The organism is Comamonas sp. 4034, from assembly GCF_050434545.1.
In the GTDB taxonomy this organism is placed as follows: domain Bacteria; phylum Pseudomonadota; class Gammaproteobacteria; order Burkholderiales; family Burkholderiaceae_C; genus Comamonas; species Comamonas odontotermitis.
Window position 1 is genome coordinate 164,092 of sequence record NZ_JBNDIT010000004.1, and the last position, 23,727, is coordinate 187,818.

General features: G+C 61.2%; 20 protein-coding genes and 1 tRNA gene. 13 read left to right on the forward strand and 8 right to left on the reverse strand.

Annotation, left to right across the window (positions count from 1 at the left end; genetic code table 11):
* Nucleotides 1-6: 6 nt before the first annotated feature.
* The 3 genes from rpsR to rpsF are packed head-to-tail and all read right to left on the reverse strand — an operon-like array spanning nucleotide 7 to nucleotide 983.
* Nucleotides 7-288, reverse strand: coding sequence for a 30S ribosomal protein S18 (gene rpsR / locus ABIE32_RS06340; RefSeq protein WP_184707545.1), 282 nt, complete (start codon nucleotides 286-288; stop codon nucleotides 7-9).
* A gap of 10 nt (nucleotides 289-298) precedes the next feature.
* Nucleotides 299-595 carry a primosomal replication protein N gene (gene priB / locus ABIE32_RS06345; protein WP_224149990.1) on the reverse strand — a complete coding sequence of 99 codons (297 nt, stop codon included), beginning with the start codon at nucleotides 593-595 and terminating at the stop codon, nucleotides 299-301.
* A 13-nt stretch (nucleotides 596-608) separates the two neighbouring features.
* Nucleotides 609-983 carry a 30S ribosomal protein S6 gene (gene rpsF / locus ABIE32_RS06350; RefSeq protein WP_184707549.1) on the reverse strand — a complete coding sequence of 125 codons (375 nt, stop codon included), beginning with the start codon at nucleotides 981-983 and terminating at the stop codon, nucleotides 609-611.
* Nucleotides 984-1,261: 278 nt separating this feature from the next.
* Here rpsF and grpE point away from each other — a divergent pair, with 278 nt between their 5' ends.
* The 4 genes from grpE (at nucleotide 1,262) to dnaJ (ending at nucleotide 5,522) form a co-directional block, all read left to right on the forward strand.
* Nucleotides 1,262-1,810, forward strand: a complete 549-nt coding sequence (grpE, locus tag ABIE32_RS06355) for a nucleotide exchange factor GrpE (protein ID WP_429014796.1) — start codon at nucleotides 1,262-1,264, stop codon at nucleotides 1,808-1,810.
* 112 nt (nucleotides 1,811-1,922) lie between these two features.
* On the forward strand, nucleotides 1,923-3,851 hold the full coding sequence (dnaK, locus tag ABIE32_RS06360) for a molecular chaperone DnaK (RefSeq protein WP_224149992.1): 1,929 nt from the start codon (nucleotides 1,923-1,925) through the stop codon (nucleotides 3,849-3,851).
* Between the two features lie 171 nt (nucleotides 3,852-4,022).
* Nucleotides 4,023-4,364 carry a DUF7709 family protein gene (locus tag ABIE32_RS06365; protein ID WP_224149993.1) on the forward strand — a complete coding sequence of 114 codons (342 nt, stop codon included), beginning with the start codon at nucleotides 4,023-4,025 and terminating at the stop codon, nucleotides 4,362-4,364.
* Nucleotides 4,365-4,388: 24 nt separating this feature from the next.
* Nucleotides 4,389-5,522, forward strand: coding sequence for a molecular chaperone DnaJ (gene dnaJ, locus ABIE32_RS06370; RefSeq protein ID WP_224149994.1), 1,134 nt, complete (start codon nucleotides 4,389-4,391; stop codon nucleotides 5,520-5,522).
* 82 nt (nucleotides 5,523-5,604) lie between these two features.
* Here the strand turns inward: dnaJ and ABIE32_RS06375 are convergent, their stop codons facing one another.
* Complete coding sequence (locus ABIE32_RS06375) at nucleotides 5,605-8,088, reverse strand: Ig-like domain repeat protein (RefSeq protein WP_429014797.1); 2,484 nt, start codon at nucleotides 8,086-8,088, stop codon at nucleotides 5,605-5,607.
* A gap of 276 nt (nucleotides 8,089-8,364) precedes the next feature.
* The gene (locus ABIE32_RS06380) at nucleotides 8,365-9,243 is read right to left on the reverse strand and encodes a LysR family transcriptional regulator (protein ID WP_429014798.1); all 879 of its coding nucleotides are present in this window, start codon (nucleotides 9,241-9,243) and stop codon (nucleotides 8,365-8,367) included.
* 84 nt (nucleotides 9,244-9,327) lie between these two features.
* On the opposite strand from ABIE32_RS06380, the gene ABIE32_RS06385 reads away from it, so the two are divergent.
* On the forward strand, nucleotides 9,328-10,275 hold the full coding sequence (locus ABIE32_RS06385) for a DMT family transporter (protein ID WP_429014799.1): 948 nt from the start codon (nucleotides 9,328-9,330) through the stop codon (nucleotides 10,273-10,275).
* A 33-nt stretch (nucleotides 10,276-10,308) separates the two neighbouring features.
* Here ABIE32_RS06385 and ABIE32_RS06390 read toward each other — a convergent pair whose 3' ends face one another.
* Nucleotides 10,309-11,400: a DUF4349 domain-containing protein gene (locus tag ABIE32_RS06390; protein ID WP_429014800.1), complete on the reverse strand. Its 1,092-nt coding sequence runs from the start codon at nucleotides 11,398-11,400 to the stop codon at nucleotides 10,309-10,311.
* A gap of 262 nt (nucleotides 11,401-11,662) precedes the next feature.
* On the opposite strand from ABIE32_RS06390, the gene ABIE32_RS06395 reads away from it, so the two are divergent.
* The 8 genes from ABIE32_RS06395 to ABIE32_RS06430 all read left to right on the forward strand — a co-directional run bounded on the left by ABIE32_RS06395 (nucleotide 11,663) and on the right by ABIE32_RS06430 (nucleotide 21,093).
* On the forward strand, nucleotides 11,663-12,670 hold the full coding sequence (locus tag ABIE32_RS06395; RefSeq protein WP_224149998.1) for a LysR substrate-binding domain-containing protein: 1,008 nt from the start codon (nucleotides 11,663-11,665) through the stop codon (nucleotides 12,668-12,670).
* A gap of 46 nt (nucleotides 12,671-12,716) precedes the next feature.
* Nucleotides 12,717-14,141: a 3-isopropylmalate dehydratase large subunit gene (gene leuC / locus ABIE32_RS06400; RefSeq protein WP_429014802.1), complete on the forward strand. Its 1,425-nt coding sequence runs from the start codon at nucleotides 12,717-12,719 to the stop codon at nucleotides 14,139-14,141.
* A 17-nt stretch (nucleotides 14,142-14,158) separates the two neighbouring features.
* Nucleotides 14,159-14,284, forward strand: a complete 126-nt coding sequence (locus tag ABIE32_RS06405; protein ID WP_224150000.1) for an entericidin A/B family lipoprotein — start codon at nucleotides 14,159-14,161, stop codon at nucleotides 14,282-14,284.
* A gap of 65 nt (nucleotides 14,285-14,349) precedes the next feature.
* Nucleotides 14,350-15,012: a 3-isopropylmalate dehydratase small subunit gene (gene leuD, locus ABIE32_RS06410; RefSeq protein WP_224150001.1), complete on the forward strand. Its 663-nt coding sequence runs from the start codon at nucleotides 14,350-14,352 to the stop codon at nucleotides 15,010-15,012.
* An 85-nt stretch (nucleotides 15,013-15,097) separates the two neighbouring features.
* Nucleotides 15,098-16,165: a 3-isopropylmalate dehydrogenase gene (gene leuB / locus ABIE32_RS06415; RefSeq protein ID WP_224150002.1), complete on the forward strand. Its 1,068-nt coding sequence runs from the start codon at nucleotides 15,098-15,100 to the stop codon at nucleotides 16,163-16,165.
* A 476-nt stretch (nucleotides 16,166-16,641) separates the two neighbouring features.
* Entirely contained in the window at nucleotides 16,642-17,754 is a 1,113-nt protein-coding gene (gene asd / locus ABIE32_RS06420) for an aspartate-semialdehyde dehydrogenase (RefSeq protein WP_224150003.1), read from the forward strand.
* A 337-nt stretch (nucleotides 17,755-18,091) separates the two neighbouring features.
* The gene (locus ABIE32_RS06425) at nucleotides 18,092-20,866 is read left to right on the forward strand and encodes a FimV/HubP family polar landmark protein (protein WP_429014805.1); all 2,775 of its coding nucleotides are present in this window, start codon (nucleotides 18,092-18,094) and stop codon (nucleotides 20,864-20,866) included.
* A 150-nt stretch (nucleotides 20,867-21,016) separates the two neighbouring features.
* Nucleotides 21,017-21,093: transfer RNA gene (locus tag ABIE32_RS06430), tRNA-Arg, on the forward strand.
* Between the two features lie 153 nt (nucleotides 21,094-21,246).
* Here ABIE32_RS06430 and ABIE32_RS06435 read toward each other — a convergent pair.
* Complete coding sequence (locus ABIE32_RS06435; RefSeq protein WP_429014881.1) at nucleotides 21,247-22,644, reverse strand: DegQ family serine endoprotease; 1,398 nt, start codon at nucleotides 22,642-22,644, stop codon at nucleotides 21,247-21,249.
* A 309-nt stretch (nucleotides 22,645-22,953) separates the two neighbouring features.
* Nucleotides 22,954-23,682 carry a sigma-E factor negative regulatory protein gene (locus ABIE32_RS06440; protein WP_429014806.1) on the reverse strand — a complete coding sequence of 243 codons (729 nt, stop codon included), beginning with the start codon at nucleotides 23,680-23,682 and terminating at the stop codon, nucleotides 22,954-22,956.
* Nucleotides 23,683-23,727: the final 45 nt, after the last annotated feature.

Here is a 23,727-nt window from a genome sequence, read left to right on the forward strand (position 1 = left end):
TGCTCCTTAGATCTTGTGCTGGTCAGAGTAAGGAACCATGGCCAGGAAGCGGGCGCGCTTGATGGCAGTGTTCAACTGACGTTGGTAGATGGCGCGCGTGCCGGTCAGGCGTGCGGGGATGATCTTGCCGTTTTCAGCGATGAAGTCACGCAGGGTGTCGACATCCTTGTAGTCGATTTCTTCGACGCCGGTCACGGTGAAGCGGCAGAAGCGCTTGCGCTTGAACAGCAGCGACTGGGTGTTGCGCTTGGGGCGCTTGTCTTTGTTGAATTTCTTGAACGTGGCCATTTCGGACCTCTCAATATGTATCTGGTTGAATATCCTGGATGTGCAGAACCAGCGATTTGCTGTTGCGCGGTGTGGCGAGAAACCCCTGAAATGTCCAGTTGCTCCCTACAGCCTGCCGGGCAATCCGCTCTGCCAGTGCCCCGAAGGCCACGGCTTTGAGCAGCGCGTTCACTTGTCTTGCCTGCCCGGCTTCGGTCTGGGTGGAGCGGTGCTCCAGCACAACATCGATGGCAGGCAATCCAGCCGGGGTAAATCGCAGAATCTTGATCTCTGCGAGGGCGGCTGTCACAAGTACGCGGTTCTCCACCTCCTACTGTGAATTAACGCTCGGCGGCAGCGTGCTCAGCCTGGTTGGCCTTGCGTGCTTCTTCGCGCTCCACGGTCTTCATCATGGCCGAAGGAGTGGTCTCAGCCTTCTTCTTCTGCACAGTCAGTTGGCGCAGCACAGCGTCGTTGAACTTGAACGCGTGTTCCAGTTCAGCCATCACAGCCTGGTCGGCTTCGATATTCAGGCACAGATAGTGGGCCTTGGCCAGCTTGTTGATCAGATAGGCGAGTTGACGACGGCCCCAGTCTTCAACGCGGTGGATCTTACCGCCGCCGGCCGTAATCATGCCCTTGTAACGCTCCAGCATTGCTGGAACCTGTTCGCTCTGATCGGGGTGGATCAGCAGCACGATCTCATAGTGACGCATGCAAACTCCTTATGGATTGCGCCACCCGCATCTCACTCAAAATAGCATTCTTTTCAAGCGCGTCTTGTTGCGGTGTGGCAAGGGGAAACCGTGCATTATAGAAAACCTGGTAAACCCTGTCAATGCGCGCAGGCTTCAGCCCGCCACCCGGGTAAAAGCCACTATGGCAGAACGGACGCCATTTTTCCGCCACGCGCGTAGCCAACCTCTTGAAAAGCATGCATGCATACCCACATGCACTCCAGAGTTTTTGTTTTTAGGGAATACGAGAAAGAACAATGTCAGACAACCTCAACCCCATGGACGGTCAACCCCTGTCTCCGGAAGAGATCGAAGCGGCGGCTGCAGCCAACGCGGCCGATGCCCAGAATGATCTGCAAGCCCAATTGGCCGAACTGCAAGCCAAGAATACCGAACTGGCCGACCAGTACATGCGCGCCAAGGCCGATGTGGAAAACGCCCGCCGCCGGGCTGATGAAGACGTGGCCAAGGCCCGCAAGTTCGGCATCGAGGGCTTTGCAGACAGCCTGCTGCCTGTGATCGACAGCCTGGAAGCAGCCCTGGGCATCCAGAACGCCACCCCCGAGCAGTTGCGCGAGGGCTCCGACGCCACCCTGCGCCAGCTCAATGCAGCGCTGGAGCGCAACAAGGTTATCGCGATCAACCCGCCTGCCGGAGAAAAGTTCGACCCCCACCACCACCAGGCCATCTCCATGGTGCCCGCCGACCAGCCCGCCAACACGGTGGTTGGCGTGCTGCAGAAGGGCTACATGATTGCCGACCGCATCCTGCGCCCTGCCCTGGTCACGGTGGCTGCACCGAAATAACGCACCTCCTGGCGTTTTTTGCAACCCGCCCCTTGAAGGGTGCAAAAAGCGCCACAGATAACAGTCAATTCGGACGGGGATACCGTCCAACGGAATAAAAGGAGTTAGAGAAATGGGAAAGATCATTGGTATTGACCTGGGAACGACCAACAGCTGCGTGGCTGTGATGGAAGGCAATAACACCCGGGTTATCGAAAACAGCGAAGGCGCACGCACCACCCCGTCCATCGTGGCCTACCAGGACGACGGCGAGATCCTCGTCGGTGCCTCGGCAAAGCGCCAGGCAGTCACCAACCCCAAGAACACGATCTATGCTGCCAAGCGTCTGATCGGTCGCAAGTTCGAAGACAAGGAAGTGCAAAAAGACATCGACCTGATGCCCTTCCAGATCATCAAGGCCGACAACGGTGACGCCTGGGTGCAGGTGCGCGACCAGAAGCTCGCCCCTCCACAGATCTCCGCAGAAGTGCTGCGCAAGATGAAGAAGACCGCCGAGGACTTCCTGGGCGAAGCCGTGACCGAGGCCGTGATCACCGTGCCCGCGTACTTCAACGACGCGCAGCGCCAGGCCACCAAGGATGCAGGCCGCATTGCCGGTCTCGATGTCAAGCGCATCATCAACGAGCCTACCGCCGCAGCCCTGGCTTTTGGCCTGGACAAGGGCGGCAAGGGTGATCGCAAGATTGCCGTGTATGACCTGGGTGGCGGTACCTTCGACGTCTCGATCATCGAAATCGCCGACGTGGATGGCGAAAAGCAGTTCGAAGTGCTGTCGACCAACGGCGACACCTTCCTGGGCGGCGAAGACTTCGACCAGCGCATCATCGAATACATCATTGGCGAGTTCAAGAAGGAACAGGCCGTCGATCTATCCAAGGACGTGCTGGCCCTGCAGCGCCTGAAGGAAGCTGCCGAAAAGGCCAAGATCGAGCTGTCGAGCTCGGCTGCCACCGACATCAACCTGCCTTACATCACCGCGGATGCCACGGGCCCCAAGCACCTGAACATCAAGCTGACCCGCGCCAAGCTGGAATCGCTGGTGGACGACCTGATCGAGCGCACCATCGCTCCTTGCCGCACCGCCATCAAGGATGCAGGCATCTCCGTGTCCGACGTTGACGACGTGATCCTGGTCGGCGGCATGAGCCGTATGCCCAAGGTGCAGGAAAAGGTCAAGGAATTCTTCGGCAAGGATCCACGCAAGGACGTGAACCCTGACGAAGCCGTGGCTGTGGGCGCTGCCGTGCAGGGCCAGGTGCTGGGCGGTGATCGCTCCGACGTGCTGCTGCTGGACGTGACGCCTCTGTCGCTGGGTATCGAAACCCTGGGCGGCGTGATGACCAAGATGATCGCCAAGAATACGACCATCCCGACCAAGTTCGCGCAGACCTATTCGACTGCAGAAGACAACCAGCCTGCCGTGACGATCAAGGTGTTCCAGGGTGAACGCGAAATCGCCAGCGCCAACAAGCTGCTGGGCGAGTTCAACCTCGAAGGCATTCCTGCTGCACCCCGTGGCACGCCACAGATCGAAGTGACCTTCGACATCGACGCCAACGGCATCCTGCACGTGGGCGCCAAGGACAAGGGCACGGGCAAGGAAAACAAGATCACCATCAAGGCAAGCTCCGGCCTGTCCGAGGAAGAAATCCAGAAGATGGTGAAGGATGCCGAGCTGAACGCCGCCGACGACAAGAAGAAGCTGGAACTGGTACAGGCCAAGAATCAGGGCGAAGCCGCTGTCCACAGCGTGAACAAGAGCCTGGGCGAACACGGCGACAAGATCGACGCAGCCGACAAGACCGCGATCGAAGCCGCCGTGAAGGAACTGGAAGAGGCCTTGAAGGGCGAAGACAAGGACGCCATCGAAGCCAAGACCACGGCCCTGATGACTGTCAGCCAGAAGCTGGGCGAAAAGGTGTATGCCGACGCCCAGGCCGCTCAGGCTGCAGGCGCAGCGGGTGCTGCGGGCGGAGCCAGCGCCGCCGCTGCTGACGACAACGTCGTGGATGCGGAAGTCAAGGAAGTGAAGAAGGACTAAGTCCTTCTCGTAGCCGGGCCTCGCGCCAATCGCCAATGAACCCCATGCCGGAGTCCGCATCGCCGCACTCCGGCATGGCTTTTCTGCAAAACCGCTATTGTTTTTGTAACTGATAGCGATTTGTCGGCGGGCGCCAAGCCCTGTTTTTATTCAAGTATCCAAAGGCACACGATGACATCTTCCACAGCACCTGCGACCGACGCACTGCATGTTGCAGAGCTCAGCCGTGTCAACCAGAAGATCACCGATGGCGCGGCCGCATTGCCCGCCGTCACGCTCAAGGACGGAAGCCGGGTACAGACCGGCACCGTGGCCACCATGCTCTACAACATCGCGCTCTACAACGCCGGCGAGCGCGGCACAGTCGAAGAAGAGCTGAAGATGGCGATTCCCACGCTGTTCAAGGTGGGGTTGTTTGAGCTTTTCCCCCCGCAGCAATGGATTGACGGCGACAATCCCGGCCGCAGCTTTGTGGGCATCCATGCCCGGGCGTACCTGCACGGCGCTGGTTAATCACCCACAGAATTCAAGAACACCATGTCCAAACGCGATTATTACGAAGTCCTCGGCGTCACCAAGACCTCCACGGAAGTCGAGATCAAAACGGCCTACCGCAAGCTGGCCATGAAGTACCACCCCGACCGCAACCAGGGCGAAAAGGCCAAGGAAGCGGAAGAAAAGTTCAAGGAGTGCAAAGAAGCCTACGAAATGCTCTCCGACAGCCAAAAGCGTGCCGCCTACGACCAGTACGGCCACGCTGGCGTGGACCCCAGCATGCGTGGCGGCATGGGCGGTGAAGGCTTTGGTGGCTTTGCCGAAGCGTTTGGCGACATCTTTGGCGACATGTTCGGCAGCGGCGGCGGCCGGCGCGGCGGTGGCCCGCAGGTCTATCGCGGCAACGACCTGTCGTATGCGATGGACATCACGCTGGAAGAAGCGGCCAACGGCAAGAACGCGCAGATCAAGATTCCTTCGTGGGACGAGTGCGACACCTGCCACGGCAGCGGCGCCAAGCCCGGCACCCAGGTCAAGACCTGCTCCACCTGCCATGGCAGCGGCACGGTGCAGATGCGCCAGGGCTTCTTTGCCGTACAGCAGGCCTGCCCGCACTGCCGGGGCACCGGCAAGGTTATCCCCGAGCCTTGCGTCGCCTGCCATGGCCAAGGCCGCATCAAGTCGCAAAAGACGCTGGAAGTGAACATCCCAGCCGGTATCGACGACGGCATGCGCATCCGCTCCGCTGGCAACGGCGAGCCCGGCCAGAATGGTGGCCCGCCCGGCGATCTGTACATCGAGATCCGCGTGCGCAAGCATGAAGTGTTCGAGCGCGATGGCGACGATCTGCACTGCGAGGTACCGGTCAGCATGGTCACCGCCGCGCTGGGCGGAGAGATCGAAGTGCCCACCCTGGGCGGCAAGGCGGCCATCGACATTCCCGAAGGCACGCAGACCGGCAAGCAGTTCCGCCTGCGCGGCAAGGGCATCAAGGGCGTGCGCGCCAGCTACCCGGGCGACCTGTACGTGCACATCGTGGTCGAAACCCCCGTCAAGCTGACCGAACACCAGCGCAAGCTGCTCAAGGAGCTGGACGAGTCGCTGAAAAAAGGCGGAGCCAAACACACGCCCAATAACCAGTCGTGGGCTGATCGCCTGAAGAATCTGTTCACCTGATTGCCATGGGCCTGCCTGTGTGGCAAGCCACTATGAAATCCATAGCTGCCAGCGCTTACTCGTAAAGCGCTGGCAGCTATTTTTACTTCAACCCATCAAGTGATTGGGCTTCCGAATGCGTGCAACCCCGGCGGCGGCGCAGGGCCAAAGCACCGAGGCCTGCCGCCATCAGGCCGAGCATGGCAACCGCCAGCGGCTGCAACCCCGGCACCTGCTCCACAGGACGGGCAGTCACCGTCTGCACAAAGGCACTGCTTTGTGTGGCTGGGTAGTTCGCATCACCGCTGTAGCTCGCCACGATCTGATGATCGCCAACCAAGATCAATTGCTTCGTGGTGACGGTCGCCACGCCTGCATTCAGCGTGGCAGAGCCCAGCACGGTCGTGCCATCGGTGATTTGGACCGTACCTGATGGAATCGCCGCGGCCTTGGTCAGCAAGGCGGCATTCTTGGTCGCATCGAAAGCCACTGTTACGGTGAACGTCACACTCTGCCCCGGCAGCGAAGGATTCGGGCTGGAGCCGATATCCACGCCCGAGCCGCCCTGCGCGACGACAATGGTCTGCGTCACACCCGTCGCATCCAGATAATTGGCATCGCCCTTCTGGCTGGCCGTGATGGTGCAAGCACCCACCGCATCAAAGCTGATGGTGTTGCCGGTCCGGCTGCATGCGCCGCTGACAGCCAGGGCGAGCGGCTCGGTCGACGGACCTGCCACAGTCACCACCTCATACGTGCCGCCGACACGCGGATTGGCAGGCGGCACAGAGCTGAAGGAAATCGTCTGCAGCCCCTTGCCGATCACAACATCCTGTACCACCTGCGCTGCGGCCAGATAGTTCGCATCCCCCGCCTGGTTGGCCTGCACCGTACAGGTGCCTGCCGAGAGCATGCTGATGAGAGAACCGTTGGTGCCGCCAGCCGAACACACGCTGGAACTACCTGGCGCCACGCCAAAAATGACCGGCGCACTCGATCCCCCGCCGCTGGCAGATACCGTGAACGACCCGCCCTGACTGAAGACGGGGCTTGCAGGTGAAGCCGCCATATTGGTGATCGTCTGGCTGGCCTGGAGCACGTTCAGCGTGTATGCCCTCTGCCCGGTGAACCCATTGGCGGAAGTCGCCTCAACCGTAAAACCAAAGGTACCGGCTGCGCTGGGCACACCAGACAGTGCGCCTGCGGGCGACAACGCAAGATTGGCTGGAAGAGTGCCCGCCGAGACTGTAAAACTGTACGGCCCCACCGCGCCATTGGCACTGGATGCCGCCAAGGTCTGTGAATAGCTGGCACCAAACGTACCCCCAGGCAAAGAGGCAGGGGTCACGTCAACGGCCACTGTGGTACAGCTCACCACCACGTTTGTCACATCTGCACTGATTGCCGAGCCACTGGCCGGGCTGGCACTGCAGAGCTGTCCAGCTGGCGTACCAGAAACATTGATGGTCCAGTTGGCGCCCTGCGGCAGGAGAGTGGCAAAAGCAAAGGACGAAGCTGCCTGTCCGATCACCAGACTTTGCGTGCTGCTTGGATTGGTCGCCGAGAGCGCCAAGCTCACGGGCCCCGTCTGGCCCGAAACGGTTCCACCTACAGAAAATTCGGCAGGTGCAAAACAGATCAACGCCGCCCCATTGCCCGCTTGCACGCCATTGTTGAAAGCCACCGTCGTCAGCCCAGGTGCGGCAGAGCTTCCGCCAGCGCCACCACCGCCGCCGCCGTTCCAGTTCTGCAGGCAGGCGGTGGTTCCTACGCCTGCACCTCCACCACCAGCCCCCACGGTAGCACCACCGCCACCGCCGCCGCCAAAGCCCGCCCCGCTGAAGGAACCCGAAAAATTGAAGGAATCACCGCCATCGCCGTTCGCAGCATTGCCTGCCGTGGCAGGATAGTTTCCGCAGCCACCGCCGCCAGCCCCTCCAGTGCCAACAGCGCCACCCCCACCCCCAAATGGCCCCGGGCCGCCCGACACATTGGCGCCTGCAGTGCCAGTGCCACCGCCACCCACCCCCCCATTTCCACCGGCGATAACCTCAGTGATACTCCACCCGGCGTTTCCTCCACCTCCGCCACCGCCAGCAATCGCCACGCGATTGGCGATGGCGTTGCCATTGACACGCAGGTCCGTGGCACCTCCGCCAATGCCATCAACACCCTGCCCTATCCCCCCTGGGTTGACCGATTGCGAGCCTTGCCCTCCCACCCATATGGACAGTTGCGCACCGGGCGTCACCGCAAGCGTACCCCTGACCCGCCCGCCCAACCCCCCCACGCCTCCTGGCGAATTGGGGCCACCGCTGCCGACCCCGCTTCTGCCAGAGCCGCCCTGCGCGCCACTGAGGTACACGGTCAACGAATGAACTCCCTGCGGCACGGTAGCAACCTGTTCAGCGCCGGTGAAGCCAAACGACAGCGGTGTCTCTCCAAGCGAGCAACTCTGTGCGTAAGCTGCGCTGGCCATCAGCCATGCCCCTGCCACCACCAATGCGCCTATCGAACGACTCCGCCACCCGCCAGAAAACTTGCGTATTGGCGGCGCTGGCGTCTCGGGCAAAGGGTCGTGGTTCATGATGGGCCTCGTGACAAAACAATTTGCACAATAAAAGCACAAATAGAAACATATTTGGCGGCCCCATTATTTCCAATTTCCACCTATTGAAGCAAGAGAGTGATTACGTACTGCAAACAGGTATTGCGCCATCCCACAAATGTGATATTGAGCAGCAGAGCTGTGGCATCTGGTGCAAAGCCGATGTCAAACAACAAGGCCGCCCTGCACAGGTTGTAAGGCAAGCTGTGAGACCCGGTCGATGAAGGCGCAAGATGGCGCGGGTTTGCCGCGCTGCTAACCCGCCGGGCGACTAGCCTGCCGCAAGGTCTGCACCAGCAGTTGCTGCAGCCCATCGACCGCCGCGTTGCCGCGCGATGCCCGGCTGCGGTAGGCAGCCACCTCCATGGGGACCAAGGGGCCCAGGCCGTGTTCGATGCCCAGTTGCTGCAGATGCGCAGGCGCGCTGCACTGGGTGAGCGCGGCCACGGCCAGGCCGCTTTCGACGGCGGCAATCTGCCCAGCCAGGCTGGAGCTGTTGTAGACCACCTTGTAGCGCCGCCCCTGCTGCGCGAGCGCATGCATGGCGCCCCGCCGCGCCAGGCTAGCCTCCTCGTACACGGCAATGGGCAGCGGATCGCGCCGCCACAACTCGAACTGCGGCGACCCCACCCAGACCATGGGCTCGTGAAACAGCAGGATGCCGCGCCGCGCATGGTCGCGCGAGACCAGCGCCACATCCAGATCACCCTGTGCCACACGCGGGATCAGCGCCGTCGATTGCTCGCAATTGAGCTCGATCTCCACGCTGCTGTGACGCAGCGCAAAGCGGCGCAGCACGGGCGTCAGGTACTTTTGCGCATAGTCATCCGGCACCCCCAGGCGCACACGCCCGGTCAATGGCTGGTTGTGCAGCGCCTGCCGCGCCTCGGCCTGCAGGTCGAGCATGCGACGCGCATAGCCCAGCAGCGTCTGGCCTTCGGGCGTGAGCTGCAGCCTGCGGCTGCTGCGGTCCAGCAGGCGATGGCCCATCGCGTCTTCCAGCTTCTTGATCTGCATGCTGACCGCTGATTGCGAACGGAACACTTCCGTCGCGGCACTGGACAGCGTTCCCGTGTCCACCACCGCCACAAAGCATTTGAGCCAATCGAGCTGCATGTCGCGCAGGTGTTCCATGGGCCCTCACCTATTCGATTATCGAAATATTGGATGCCAAATTATGCGCTTTTCGTTTTTTGCAGACAACGGGACACTGGGTTCATGCATCCCTCACCCAACGCCGCCATGGCGACCTCCATTTCCACCCCCCGGCAACATGCCGTCAGCAGTGGCGCCTTGCCCTTTCTGCTGGGCTGCATGCTGCTTGGCACGGTCGGCGTATTTGTGCAGGAAGCACATGCCGCCCCCATCACCGCCACCTGGTTTCGTTGCGCCTTCGGCCTTTTGGGGTTGACGGCGTGGATGGCCTGGCGAAGGCAATTGCCGCTGCTGCGTCTGCCGCGCCGCGCGGCACCATGGGTGCTGGCATCGGGCGTGCTCATGATTGCCTCCTGGGCTCTCTTCTTTCAGGCCATGACTTACACCTCGGCGGGGATGGCGATTGTGCTCTTCCATGTGCAACCTCTGTGGCTGTTGCTGTTTGGCGCGCTGTGGCTGGGCGAGAGGGTGAGAGGGCAGCGCCTGGCTGCCGTGCTGGTGGCCCTGTTCGGCCTCGCCCTCGCCACCGGCGTGCTGCAGCACCTTCCGGTATTTGGAGCAGAAGACCTTCACCAGAGCGGCTACTGGCTGGGCGTATCACTGTGCATGGCGGGCGCAGTATGCATGGCCGGCGTCACGCTCTGCGCCAAGAAGGCGCAAACCAGTGCCAGCGCCCTGGCGTGGTGGCAATGCCTGCTTGGCGCGTTGACGCTGTGGATCTGGCCCGTGCAATACGGATGGCCCGCCTGGGGAGGCGCATGGCTCTGGCTTGCCGGCCTGGGCCTCGTGCATACCGCACTGGCCTATACCCTGATCTATGCCGGCACGCTTCGCCTGCCCACATCGCGCATCGCCATCTTCCAGTTTGTCTATCCAGCCGTGGCCATCGTGATCGACTGGCTGTATTTCCGCCAGGCGCTGAGCACCGCGCAGCTGATCGGCATTGCGGTGCTCACCGTCGCTATCAGCATGGCGGAGCGCCCCTCCCGCCCGCTCCCAGTCCGGCAATAGCGCAGGTGATCGGCAGGTGCACTCGCGCTGTGCTCATTCCACCGGGACAGGCGCATTGACCACAGATTTGGCAACCGCAGCGGCAGCCCGGCGCGCAAAGCGCCTGCGCAGACCCAGCCACAGCGGCACGCCAATCACCACCAGTACCAGGAGCCAGGGAATGAGCCCCGCAACCGTGACGACCAGGCTTTGCGCACTGAAGGCAAAGGTATCCCAGCTGCGCTGCCAGGTCTGCCGCCAAGGGCTGTAGGTACCGCTGACGATGACCCGCTGGGGCTGGAACTGCATCTGCACCAGTTGCTTGGCTGTTTCGCGCTCCAAGAGGGCGCGCTGGGTAGCGGCGGCATCGATTTCTGCCTGCACCTGCGACATGGTGTCGCGGATCTCGATCAGGTCCTGCAAGGTGCGCTTCACATTTTTCTCGCGCAGCAGCTCGCGCAGGCTGTCGCGGTATTCGCTGCGGTTCTTGATCTGCGCTTCCACATCGATCACCTGGCTGGTCTTGTCTTCGGTGGATGTCTGGTGGTTGAGAATTTTCGCGTTGCCGCCCAGGGTGGCCGTCAGCATGGCAAAGTCGCGTGGGTTGATACGCATCGTCAGGTACGCACTGGCAGCGGATTGCGCAGTTTCCCGTTGCAGCGCAGAGCCCTCCACATAGCAGTCAAGCCGCTCACAGGTAGATTTGACCGTCTCCCACAAGCCTGCCAGCTCGGCGGCCGGGCTTTCAATCTGCATGCGGTGGCTGACCGCCAGAAAGCGCTGGCTGGGCGCCGTGCTGGCAGGCTGCGCGGTATCCATGCCTGCGCCAGCAGCGATGGAAGCCGGTGCTGGCACCGGTGCAGACATCAGCTTGGCAGCAGCCGCCTTCCCCGGCGCGGCCTCCTCCAGCATGGCACGCGGGCGAGCCCGCCTCTCCAGCGCCGCACCATCGGCCTGGGCCGTGCCAGATGTGAATGCTGCGGAATCGGCCACCACACCCTGCGAATCAGAAGCATTGGTGGAGGCATCTGGCGAACAGGCTGCTACCAGGGTGGTAGCCGCCAGCACCAAGGCCAGCAGGCGGGCCGAACGCGGAAATGCGGGCAGGCGCGGCTTGTCTGAATGAAATGGTGTGCGAAGGGTCATTGCAGCTTTCTCCGATGAAATGTCTTGGACAAGGACTGAATCGGTGCAAGGCCGGCAAAGGGGTCAATCCGTTACACAAGCAAACAAATTACTCCCAGCCCGACAGGCGGACGCGCCATGCCCTGCGGGCCAAGGAACAGCCACAGCGCTGTCACCGCATCGTCAAATTTCGAACACGCAAGCCATCGCAAATGGCGATGTCAAATTGCCTTTTATTGCGTAAAATGGCTTTTGCTTTCTAAAACCACGATACCTCCCCACCATGAAAAGCTCCGAGCGCAGTTTTGCGCGCCGTATCGACCTGACCTCGCTCCAGCTGTTTGTGGCCGTGTGCGAGCTAGGCAGCATCGGCCGCGCGGCGGAGCGCGAGTTCATTGCTGCATCGGCTGTCAGCAAGCGCCTGTCGGACCTCGAAACCGCGGTCGACACCCAGCTGCTTTACCGCCACAGCCGTGGCGTGACCTTGACGCCTGCGGGCGAGAGCCTGCTGCACCACGCCCGCAATGTGTTGTTCGGGCTGGAGCGCATGCAGGGAGAGCTGTCGGAGTACGCCGATGGCGTGCGCGGCCATGTGCGCGTGCATGCCAATATCTCGGCCATCGTGCAGTTTCTGCCCGAGGATCTGGGCAGCTTTGCGCGCGAGCACAGCCAGATCAAGATTGACCTGCAGGAGCACCTGAGTGCCGACGTGGTCCAGGCCGTGCATGAAGGCACGGCAGACCTTGGCATCTGCAACCCGGACGCCGTGCAGGGCGCGGCCGAAATGGAGCTGCAGTCACGCCCCTACCGGTCTGACCACCTGATGCTGGTGGTGCCGCTCTCGCACGCGCTGGCCAAGCGCGACGCAATCAGCTTTGAAGAAGCACTGGAATGGGACATTGTCGGCCTGCAATCGGGCAGCAGCATCAGCCAGGCCATGCGCTCGGCATCGGCCCAGTTGCGCCGCCCGCTGCGCCAGCGCATCCAGGTAACGAGCCTGGACGCCATGTGCCGCATGATCGACAACGGTCTGGGCGTCGGTCTGGTGCCCGACCGGGCCTTCACTCTGATGCACGGCGTGGGCAACCTGCGCGGCATCCAGCTGACCGACGACTGGGCACACCGCGAGCTGCGCCTGATGGCACGCGATTTTGATGCCCTCCCCGTGACCGCACGCCTGCTGGTCGAGCACCTGAGCCCCCGGCTTGTCGCCGACGCGCTTGCGCCCGGTGACGATGCCGCCCATACAATCCGCGCCCTGCAACCGTCCATAGGACTTGGCGCGCTATAAATTTTGAAATTCCCCCATTACAAACACTTGACCGAAAGAGACCACGATGACCGGACGCACCCTCTACGACAAGATTTTTGACGAGCACGCCATCCACACCGAGGAAGATGGCACCACCATCCTCTATATTGACCGCCATCTGGTGCACGAAGTGACCAGCCCGCAGGCCTTCGAAGGTCTGCGCATGGCCGGCCGCAAGCTGTGGCGCGTGAGCTCCGTGGTGGCTACTGCCGACCACAACACGCCCACCACCGGCTGGGAACGCGGCTATGACGGCATTGAAGACCCGATCAGCAAGGAGCAGATCACCACGCTGAACGACAACATCGGCGAATTCGGCGCTGCCGCGTTCTTCCCCTTCATGGACAAGGGCCAGGGCATCGTCCACGTGATGGGCCCCGAGCAAGGCGCCACCCTGCCCGGCATGACCGTGGTCTGCGGCGACAGCCACACCAGCACGCATGGCGCATTCGGTGCACTGGCGCACGGCATCGGCACCAGCGAAGTCGAGCACGTGATGGCCACGCAGACCCTGCTGGCCAAGAAAGCCAAGAACATGCTGATCAAGGTGGACGGCAAGGTGGCACCGGGCGTTACCGCCAAGGACATCGTGCTCGCCATCATCGGCAAGATCGGCACTGCAGGCGGCACGGGCTACACGATCGAGTTTGCAGGCTCCGCCATCCGCGACCTGTCCATCGAGGGCCGCATGACGGTGTGCAACATGGCCATCGAAGGGGGTGCACGCGCCGGCCTCGTGGCCGTGGATGACAAGACCATTGAATACCTCAAAGGCCGCCCGCTCGCCCCGACCGGCGTGGAATGGGACCAGGCCGTGGCGTACTGGAAGACCTTGCACTCCGACACCGATGCCAAGTTCGACACCGTCGTCACCCTGCGCGCCGAAGACATCGTGCCGCAGGTCACCTGGGGAACCAGCCCCGAGATGGTGCTGGGTGTGGATGCCATCGTGCCCGATCCTGACAAGGAAAAGGATCCGAACAAGCGTGGCGCCATCGAACGTGCGCTCACCTACATGAATCTGGAACCCGGCAAGCCGATCAACGACATCTTTGTCGACAAGGTGTTCATCGGCAGCTGCACCAACAGCCGCATCGAGGACATGCGCGAAGCAGCCGCCGTCGTCAAGAAACTGGGCCAGAAAGTGGCCAAGAACGTGAAGCTGGCCATGGTGGTGCCCGGCTCTGGCCTGGTGAAGGCGCAGGCCGAAGCCGAAGGCCTGGACAAGATCTTCACCGCCGCAGGCTTTGAGTGGCGCGAGCCCGGCTGCAGCATGTGCCTGGCCATGAACGCCGACCGGCTGGAGCCCGGCGAGCGCTGCGCATCCACCAGCAACCGCAACTTCGAAGGCCGCCAGGGCGCCGGTGGCCGCACCCACCTCGTCAGCCCCGCCATGGCCGCTGCCGCTGCGGTGCACGGCCACTTTGTGGATATCCGCCGTTTTGCCTGATCCAAGGAGCTATTGCGATGAAAACCCGTTTTGCATTCGTCACCATCGCGCTCGCCGCGCTGCTATCGGGCTGCAACACCGTCCATGGCATTGGCCAGGATGTGCAGGGCGCGGGCAACGCGATCTCGCGCGCCGCACGATAACACTATCAAATATGTAGCTGTCAGCGCTTGGTACATGAACGCTGATGGCCAAAAAGGGCTTCAACATGCAAAAATTCACCATCCACAAAGGCCTCGTGGCGCCCATGGACCGCGAGAACGTCGATACCGACGCCATCATTCCCAAGCAGTTCCTCAAGTCCATCAAGAAGACCGGCTTTGGTGTGAACGCGTTTGACGAATGGCGCTACCTGGACCAGCCCGGCCAACCCGGCGTGCCTGAAAGCGCCCGCAAGCCCAACCCCGACTTTGTGCTCAACCAGCCACGCTACAAGGGCGCCAGCGTGCTGATCGCGCGCAAGAACTTTGGCTGCGGATCGAGCCGCGAGCACGCACCCTGGGCATTGGACCAATTCGGCTTCCGCGCCATCCTGGCTCCCAGCTTTGCCGACATCTTCTTCAACAACTGCTTCAAGAACGGCCTGCTGCCCATCGTGCTGCCAGAGTCCACCATCGACCAGCTGTTCCACGAGGTGCAGGCCTTCCCCGGCTATGAGCTGACCATTGACCTGGAGCGCCAGGTGATCGTGCGCCCGCAGGGAGAGGAAATCCCGTTCGACGTGATCGCCTTCCGCAAGTACTGCCTGCTCAACGGGTTTGACGACATTGGCCTCACCCTGCGCCAGAAAGACAAGATCCAGGCCTTTGAAGCCAACCGCCTGGCCACGAAGCCCTGGCTGGCGCACAGCCTCGTGCAGGCCAAGGCCTGAAGGCCGGGCCACGCCCACTACCCCAAAAAAACCCATCTAGCGCTTGATGGTCAAGCGCAACCAGCTATCAATAAGTGAGTCAATTATGAAAATTGCAGTATTGCCCGGAGACGGCATTGGCCCAGAAATCGTTGCAGAAGCCGTCAAGGTGCTGGATGCGCTGAAGCTGGACCTGCAGATGGAGTCTGCCCCCGTGGGCGGAGCCGCGTATGAAGCCGCAGGCCACCCGCTGCCACCTGCCACCCTGAAACTGGCGCAGGAATCCGACGCCATCCTGTTTGGCGCCGTGGGCGACTGGAAGTACGACACGCTGGAGCGCGCGCTGCGCCCCGAGCAGGCCATTCTGGGCCTGCGCAAGGCGCTGGGCCTGTTCGCCAACTTCCGCCCCGCCATCTGCTACAAGGAGCTGACCCACGCCTCCAGCCTCAAGCCCGAGTTGGTGGCAGGCCTCGATATCCTCATCATCCGCGAGTTGACCGGTGACATCTACTTTGGTCAGCCACGCGGCCGCCGCGTCTCGCCCGATGGGCACTTTCCCGGCGCCGAAGAAGCCTTTGACACCATGCGCTACACCCGCCCCGAAATCGAGCGCATCGGCCATGTGGCCTTCCAGGCCGCGCAAAAGCGCGGCAAACGCGTGACCAGCGTGGACAAGGCCAACGTGCTGGAAACCTTCCAGCTGTGGAAGGACGTGATGACCGAAGTGGGCAAACAGTACCCCGATGTGCAGCTGGACCACATGTATGTGGACAACGCCGCCATGCAGCTGGTGAAGGAGCCCAAGCGCTTTGACGTGGTGGTGACCGGCAACATGTTCGGCGACATACTGAGCGACGAGGCATCCATGCTGACCGGCTCCATCGGCATGCTGCCATCGGCCAGCCTGAACGACAAAAAGCAGGGCCTGTACGAGCCCAGCCACGGCTCGGCACCCGACATTGCCGGCAAGGGCATTGCCAACCCGCTGGCCACCATCCTGAGCGCAGCGATGATGCTGCGCTTCAGCCTCGGCCAGGAAGCCGCCGCGCAAAAGATTGAAGCGGCCGTGCAGAAGGTGCTGGCCCAAGGCCTGCGCACGCCCGACATCTACAGCGAAGGCACCACCAAGGTCGGCACGCAGCAGATGGGTGATGCCGTGGTCGCTGCGCTGTAAGACGCCGGCGCCATCGCCATAGGCAAGGCGAGCAAGGGCAGGGATTCTCCCCTGCCCTTTTTCATTGTTGCGCCAGTTTGGAAGCCTTTGTTTGATCGGAACAACGGTCTATTCAAACAATGCAGAACCAATTTCGTCGATTTGACGATATTTTCTATAAATTTACGACTTAATTTATACTTTTTATACATATCACCATTCGCTTCGATGCGTCAACACTTAAAAAGTATAAAAAATGCGTGCGCCGCAGCAAATTTTGGCGCTAGAATAGCTTCCACTATGTTTGCGCACCGCCCTGTTTCTTGGCTGAACACCATCTCCGCTATTGCAGCGGGTATGGCTGCGCGCGCAAGCATTTCCAAAACCACGACGATTACCGGCTGATCCAGCCTGGTTCGTCGTGCGCCTCCCACTGGCCAGACGAGCCAGGCAAATCAGCCCCGTGGCACAACTTTTTTGGCACACAAGGGCGTTATATGAGCAAGCAATTGGTAGGTTTGGTGGGCTGGCGCGGCATGGTCGGCTCCGTGTTGATGGATCGCATGCAGGCCGAGGGCGACTTCGAACTGATCGAGCCGGTGTTCTTCTCCACATCCAACGCGGGCGGCAAGGCCCCTGCCATGGCTGCGGTGCATACCCAGCTCAAGGATGCGAACGATATCGCCGAGCTGGCCAAGTGCGACATCATCATCACCTGCCAGGGCGGCGATTACACCAAGGACGTCTTCCCCAAGATCCGTGCCGCAGGCTGGAATGGCCACTGGATCGACGCCGCTTCCTCGCTGCGGATGGAGGGCGATGCCGTCATCGTGCTCGACCCTGTCAATGACGATCTGATCAAGCAAAAGCTCGCCGCCGGCGGCAAAAACTGGATTGGCGGCAACTGCACCAACTCCATCCTGCTGATGGGCCTGGGCGGACTGTTCAAGGCGGGTCTGGTGGAGTGGGTCTCTTCCATGACCTACCAGGCAGCATCGGGCGGTGGCGCCAACCATATGCGCGAACTGCTCAAGGGCATGGGTGTGGTGCACGCCGCCGTGGCGGACGAGCTGGCAACGCCTGCATCTGCCATCCTCGATATCGACCGCAAGGTCGCTGCCACCATCCGCGAAGACGTGCCGACCGAATTCTTTGGCGCTCCACTGGCTGGCGGCCTGATCCCCTGGATCGACGCCCAACTGGACAATGGCCAGTCCAAGGAAGAATGGAAGGGCCAGGCCGAGGTCAACAAGATCCTCGGCACGGCAAGCCCCATTCCTGTTGACGGTCTGTGCGTGCGCATTGGCGCGATGCGCTGCCACTCGCTGGCACTGACCCTGAAACTCAAGAAGGACTTGCCCCTGGCCGAGATCGAAGCCCTGATCAAGAGCGGCAACCCCTGGGTCAAGTTCGTGGCCAACGAGCGCGCACTCACGGTCAAGGAGCTGACTCCAGCGGCCGTCACCGGTGGCCTCGAAGTGGCCGTGGGCCGCGTACGCAAGCTCAACATGGGCCCAGAGTACGTATCAGCCTTCGTGATCGGCGACCAACTGCTGTGGGGCGCTGCCGAGCCGCTGCGCCGCATGCTGCGCATCCTGCTGGGCAAGTGATCGCGCTTCCCTGATTCTTTGGCCCCCGATACAGCACACCCTTTTGGCGCCCTTCAGCGCCAAAAAGGGTGTTTTTTCTTGCCTCAGGCCAATTTTCTGCATCCCCTTGGCGAAGGACAGATGCTGGCAAAGTTGTGCCTGAACAACATTATGAGTTGTGGAAATTTATGAGAATCCGTTTATCAGTACACAACCGCATTCGTTAACTTGTCACTCCAACACATTACTGGTAAGGTACTTTTTACTGATAATTACCAATTTTCGCGTCTGGGGGGAGGGATTCGGCATGAGTACAAAAGCAACCCCGTGCGCTTTCATAAATCAATCAAGTAGCACTATGCATCGCTGGAAAATCACTGCACTGGCCGCGGCCGTGGCCGCCATCGGCCTGTATTCGGGAGAAGCATCGGCTTTGGCACTGGGTAAGATCAATGTGAAGTCGGCTCTGGGCGAGCCCTTGCGCGCCGAGATCGAAGTCCAACAGATCACGCCGGCTGAAGCCGAGACCTTGCAGGTCAAAACCGCCTCCTCCTCCGTCTTCCGTGCCCAAGGTATGGATTACACGGGCACTGCCAGCAGCGTGAAAGCGCAATTGCAGCGCCGCGCCAATGGCACGGCTGTCATCGTTCTGTCTACCCAACGGGCCGTGAATGATCCGTTTGTCGACTACGTGATTGATGCCAACTGGAACTCCGGGCAGGTGGTGCGCAGCTACACCATGCTGTTCGACCCTCCCAATCTGAAGAAGGCCGAAGCAGCCGTCACCACCGCTCCGCAGATCACCAGCGATGCAGCGCCAGCCCCTGTTGCACGCCCTGCGCCTCCGGTGCGCGTGATCGAAGAACCACTGACCTCGGCAGACAGCACGCCTGCACCTAGCACCGGCAGCAGCAAGGCTAAATCCAGCTCCCGCGCCAACATTCCAGCCACGGCATCCAACCAGTCGAGCGGCGGCGGTGATTCCGTTCTGGTGCAGCGTGGCGATACGGCAGGTCGTATTGCTGCCATGAACAAGCCATCCGGCGTATCGCTCGACCAGATGCTGATCGCCGTGATGCAGGCCAATCCGCATGCCTTCATTGGCGGCAACGTCAATCGCATGAAGTCTGGCGTGACGCTGAATATGCCAAGCGCCGAGCAGGCACGCTCCGTATCGGCCAGCAAGGCGCGCCAGATGGTGGCAGCCCAGAGCCGCGACTTCAACAACTACCGCCACCAACTGGCCTCCAAGGCAGCGCCTGCCAATGTGGCAAGCGACACGCGCTCCGCCAGTGGCAAGGTAGAGGCCTCTGTCGACGACAAGAAGAGCAGCAATGTCGCACCAGACCAGCTCAAGCTCACCAAGGAAGCAGGCGTCAAGGGCAAGAAGTCGGCCGAAGCCAGCGTAGCCAAGGCCCAGGAGGCCAACGCTACACAAGAGCGCAAGTCCGAGCTGGACAAGAACCTGGAAGAGCTCAACAAGATCAAGGAGGCTGCTGCCAATAAGGCCACGGTGGTCGCGTCAACGGCAGCGCCTGCAGCCGCTCCAGCCCCGGCAGCAGTGGACAAACCTGCAGACAAGGCCCCTGGCATTGCCGTCACGGCACCTGTGACCGCAGCAGCGACCTCCCCGGTGCCAGCGCCAACGCCAGCAGTGACGGCGCCAGCCCCTGCGCCTACACCCGCCCCGGCACCCGCAGAAGCCGCTGCGTCGCCCGCTCCCGCAGCGGAAGCACCTGCGGTCGCTCCGCCAGCTCCCAAGCCAGCGCCCGTTCCACCTCCCGCACCCGTCGAAGAGCCCAGCTTTGTTGACGACCTGATGGAGAATCCGCTACTGCCAGCGGCGGGCGGCTTGGCCGTGATCGCGTTGCTGGGCGGCCTGTGGTACCGTAACAAGAAGCGCAAGGAAGCTGCGGCTGGCGTTTCGGACTCGGTCATGGAAAGCAGCCTGTCGCAAGATTCCTTCTTCGGCGCCAGCGGCGGTCAGCACATCGACACGTCGGTCAGCGCCATGACGACGGGTGCATCCTCGCTGGCCTATACCCCCAGCCAACTGGACGCAGGCGATGTGGACCCGGTTGCTGAAGCCGATGTCTATCTGGCGTATGGCCGGGACCTGCAGGCAGAAGAAATCCTGAAAGAAGCACTGCGCACCAATCCCACGCGTAGCGCCCTGCATGCCAAGCTGGCAGAAATCTATGCCAAGCGCAAAGACCGCCTGGCACTCGAGAGCATCGCCAAGGAAGCGCGCCAGCTCACCAACGGCTCCGGCCCTGAGTGGCTGCGCATTGCTGCGCTGGGCCAGGAACTGGATCCGGCCAATGCGCTATACCAGAACACCGCTGCAACCGTGCCACCCGTGGATGTCATGTCCGCTGCTGCGGTAGCGGCAGCCGCCGAAGCGGCACGCGCACAGCCTCTGGCCTTTGAAAACACGCAACCACCAAGTGCCGTCAATCGCAGCCAGAACGACACCCCCAGTGACTTTGGCCCGATTTCCGGTCTGGACTTTGCCATGAGCAGCCAGCTAACGGAAGCACCTGATGCGGCACCCGCATACTCGGCGCCTCCTGCGAGCCCTGCGGCAGCTCTCGCAACCGGTGCCGCGGCGTTAGGTGCAGGCCTTGCCGCTTCTGCCGCCAGCCATCCTGCATCTGCACCGGCAGCCCCTGCGGCAACCATGGACGATTTTGATCGCCAGCTTGCAGAAGCCTTGAACATTCCTTCGGAACTCTCGCCCACGCCTTCCGCGCTGAGCGTACAAGGTCTGGAGACACAGCCTGGTGCGCTCGATTTCAAGATGAGCGATTTCGATACACCCAGCACCGCGCAGTTGCCGATCACCGACGCAACCACGCGCAGCATGGATTTCGACATGACGTCGCTGTCCGTGCTGGATCTTCCCCTCAATGGCGAACCCGAACGCACCCATCCCGCCTCATTGGCAGAGGATGTGCAAGGCCTGGAGATGGATGACAGCGATCCACTGACGACCAAGCTGACCCTGGCCCAGGAGTTTCTTGCCATTGGCGACAAGGAAGGCGCGCGCTCGCTGGCGCAGGAGGTTCTTTCCGAATCCACCAGCCCGACCATCAAGGCACAGGCTCAGCGCCTGGTTGACCAGAGCCGCTGATGGAAACGGCCCCGCAGGGGCCGCCATATTTGACGAAAGCCAGTCTGTCACCAGACTGGCTTTTTCACATGGCAGCCTCGCCGCCTTTTGTTCCATTTGGCATCGTTTACCAAAACATTGAAGAAATTACATGCTACAATACGCAGCTTAGCGGCTGTAGCTCAGCTGGATAGAGTACTTGGCTACGAACCAAGGGGTCGTGGGTTCGATTCCTGCCAGCCGCACCAAACGACAAGCCTCAGAACAGCAATGTTCTGAGGCTTTTTCGTATTCCCGTCAGTCTCTGCTATACATTTTTGGCCGCAAAAAAAGCCGATGACATCCGCCATCGGCTTTGCCGGAGAGACGGGCCACACGCCCGCCCCACCTTAGTCTTCGCCCTACTTCAGCGGGCGGATCAGTACATACTGGGTCCATTCGCCCCGGCGAAACAAGACATTCACAGGCTTGGATTTATCCGCTTTGGCCACGGCAGCATCAAACTGTTTGACATCAGCGATCTCCGTGTTCGCGATTCCCAGGATGACATCGCCTTGCTTCAGACCGGCTCGGGCAGCAGCCTCGTCTGCAGAAACAATCTGAACACCCCCCTTGAGGTTCAAAGTCTTGCGCTGGGCATCGGTCAGATCGCTGACCACCAAGCCCAATTGCTGCGCGGCAGTGGAAGGCTTGGCTTTTTCAGGCTCCTTGCCTGCACCTGTCTTTGCTGCGGCTTCCGACGGAATCTCCACAATGGTGATGGGCAGGTCCATGGTCTTGCCACGCCGGAATACGGTCACCGTGCTCTTGGAGCCGGGCTTGGTATTGCCGACCCAACGCGGCAGATCCGCCAATTTCTCCAGCGGCTTGCCATCGAACTTGGTGATCACATCACCCGCTTCCACCCCCGCCTTTTCGGCAGGCGATCCGCTCTCCACGCCGGTAACCAGCGCACCTTGCGCCTTGCCCAGGCCAATGGACTCCGCTACATCCTTGTTGACAGTCGAAATCTGCACACCGATCTTGCCACGCACGACACGTCCCGTAGCTCGCAATTGGTCGCTCACGCGCACCGCTTCATCAATCGGGATGGAAAAGGAAATCCCCATGAAGCCGCCCGAGCGGGAATAGATCTGGCTGTTGATACCGACTACTTCGCCACGCATGTTCAGCAGCGGACCACCTGAGTTGCCAGGGTTGATGGCAACATCGGTTTGGATAAAGGGGAGGTAGTCACCCGTATCCCGCTGCTTAGCAGACACGATGCCGGCAGTGACCGAGTTTTCCAGGCCAAAAGGCGAGCCGATTGCCATGACCCACTCGCCTACGCGCAGACGGTTCACATCGCCGATCTTGACCGCAGGCAAGCCCGTAGCCTCGATCTTGACCACAGCCACGTCGGTGCGCTTGTCCGCACCAATGATCTTGGCCTTGAACTCCCGCTTGTCGGTCAGGGTCACGATCACATCATCGGCGCCTTCAACCACATGGGCGTTGGTCATCACATAGCCATCCGAGGTCAGGATGAAGCCAGAACCCAGGCCACTGGGCTGCTCTTCGTCGCTATCGGGTTTTTGCGGGCGTTGCTGCCGGGGGATGCTTGGCACCGGCAAACCAAAGCGCTTGAAGAACTCCAGCATCTCCGGGTCCATGCCGCTTTGCGCATTTCGGCTGGAAACTTTTTCCATCGTTCGAATATTGACCACTGACGGACCTACCTGATCCACAAGATCAGTGAAATCCGGCAGTCCACGCACGACCGGCGCGGTGGTCTGCGCCTGCGCTGCCACCGGCAGCATCACCGCACTGCTGATCGACAGAATGGCCGCCAATGCACTGACCTGGAAAGGTTTCCAACGCTTGATAGACATATCACTCCTCACAAAGATGACTATGCGCTGCAGAAGGCTTACCTCCAGGAACACAGCGCAATGCAGCATTGGAGACACAAACCTTTGCGAGGTTCCTCCGATGCATCCTTTGACAGATGCGCCATAAAGCACGGGTTTCAAGAGAGGAAAACCGCTTTGGGAATAAAAAACACCTGCCAAGGCAGGTGCTGATTGAATTAACTGGGTTGAACTACCTACTGAGAGATGCTCCGTCCGTCAGCACAGTCGCGAGGGTTTGTCCGCACAGCCCCCTGCTTTCTTTTCCGCATTGAAGGTGGCATTGCGCAAGAAACTGGCCGGCATCTGCAGATTGGCAGTGCCGCCAATCTGGCCACGCGCAGCCATCAGCTCGTCCAGACGTGGATCACGCAGCATGATGGTGGCATTCTGCCCCACAGTCACCGGCATCTGCACCAGCCCCTGGGTGGATGCTGGTGCTGCACTCGCCAGTTGCTGGCCGCCCTTGTCGGGACCGGAGGACAGCAGAGAGATGGAATTCCATCCCACCATGGCCACCGCCGCCACGGAAGCAAGCCCTGCCACCATCTTCCAGCGGAATACGGAGTGGTTGGCCGCCTCTTGCACCGCCACCGGGCGTGGGGCTTTGGCCAGGTCAGGCACTTTCACTTCACCCACCTGGGGTTGGTTGAATGCCGCAACCAATGGTGCCTCTTGATCGATCTGGCACTGAAGACGGGCCCAGAAGGCCTGAGGGTCCGTATGGATCGGTGCGGCCTGCATGGCCAGGGGGCCACGCATGGCTTCACCGATCAACAGGTAGGAATGCAGCGACGTTGCGGCCGACGCGGCCATGCCATCTGCCTCAGGCATTTCAGCCAGCAACTGCGCAAGCCCATCGTCATCGAGCTCGTCATCGATACATGCAGACAACTGCTCCAAAGCAGCCACCGGCATCCTGTTTGGTGCTTGGTTTTCGAGATTCATAGCCATATTCCTCGCGGGCCCATGCCTTTGCAACCAGTCCTCAAA

Excerpts from the sequence above, each read along its gene's own strand:
- asd (WP_224150003.1), top strand. The coding sequence starts at position 16,642 with ATGAGCAAGCAATTGGTAGGTTTGGTGGGCTGGCGCGGCATGGTCGGC.
- ABIE32_RS06405 (WP_224150000.1), top strand. The coding sequence starts at position 14,159 with ATGAAAACCCGTTTTGCATTCGTCACCATCGCGCTCGCCGCGCTGCTA.
- leuB (WP_224150002.1), top strand. The coding sequence starts at position 15,098 with ATGAAAATTGCAGTATTGCCCGGAGACGGCATTGGCCCAGAAATCGTT.
- ABIE32_RS06385 (WP_429014799.1), top strand. The coding sequence starts at position 9,328 with ATGCATCCCTCACCCAACGCCGCCATGGCGACCTCCATTTCCACCCCC.
- ABIE32_RS06365 (WP_224149993.1), top strand. The coding sequence starts at position 4,023 with ATGACATCTTCCACAGCACCTGCGACCGACGCACTGCATGTTGCAGAG.
- grpE (WP_429014796.1), top strand. The coding sequence starts at position 1,262 with ATGTCAGACAACCTCAACCCCATGGACGGTCAACCCCTGTCTCCGGAA.
- ABIE32_RS06390 (WP_429014800.1), bottom strand. The coding sequence starts at position 11,400 with ATGACCCTTCGCACACCATTTCATTCAGACAAGCCGCGCCTGCCCGCA.
- ABIE32_RS06425 (WP_429014805.1), top strand. The coding sequence starts at position 18,092 with ATGCATCGCTGGAAAATCACTGCACTGGCCGCGGCCGTGGCCGCCATC.
- ABIE32_RS06440 (WP_429014806.1), bottom strand. The coding sequence starts at position 23,682 with ATGAATCTCGAAAACCAAGCACCAAACAGGATGCCGGTGGCTGCTTTG.
- ABIE32_RS06375 (WP_429014797.1), bottom strand. The coding sequence starts at position 8,088 with ATGAACCACGACCCTTTGCCCGAGACGCCAGCGCCGCCAATACGCAAG.
- dnaK (WP_224149992.1), top strand. The coding sequence starts at position 1,923 with ATGGGAAAGATCATTGGTATTGACCTGGGAACGACCAACAGCTGCGTG.
- rpsF (WP_184707549.1), bottom strand. The coding sequence starts at position 983 with ATGCGTCACTATGAGATCGTGCTGCTGATCCACCCCGATCAGAGCGAA.
- leuC (WP_429014802.1), top strand. The coding sequence starts at position 12,717 with ATGACCGGACGCACCCTCTACGACAAGATTTTTGACGAGCACGCCATC.
- ABIE32_RS06395 (WP_224149998.1), top strand. The coding sequence starts at position 11,663 with ATGAAAAGCTCCGAGCGCAGTTTTGCGCGCCGTATCGACCTGACCTCG.
- leuD (WP_224150001.1), top strand. The coding sequence starts at position 14,350 with ATGCAAAAATTCACCATCCACAAAGGCCTCGTGGCGCCCATGGACCGC.
- dnaJ (WP_224149994.1), top strand. The coding sequence starts at position 4,389 with ATGTCCAAACGCGATTATTACGAAGTCCTCGGCGTCACCAAGACCTCC.
- ABIE32_RS06380 (WP_429014798.1), bottom strand. The coding sequence starts at position 9,243 with ATGGAACACCTGCGCGACATGCAGCTCGATTGGCTCAAATGCTTTGTG.
- rpsR (WP_184707545.1), bottom strand. The coding sequence starts at position 288 with ATGGCCACGTTCAAGAAATTCAACAAAGACAAGCGCCCCAAGCGCAAC.
- ABIE32_RS06435 (WP_429014881.1), bottom strand. The coding sequence starts at position 22,644 with ATGCTGCCGGTGGCAGCGCAGGCGCAGACCACCGCGCCGGTCGTGCGT.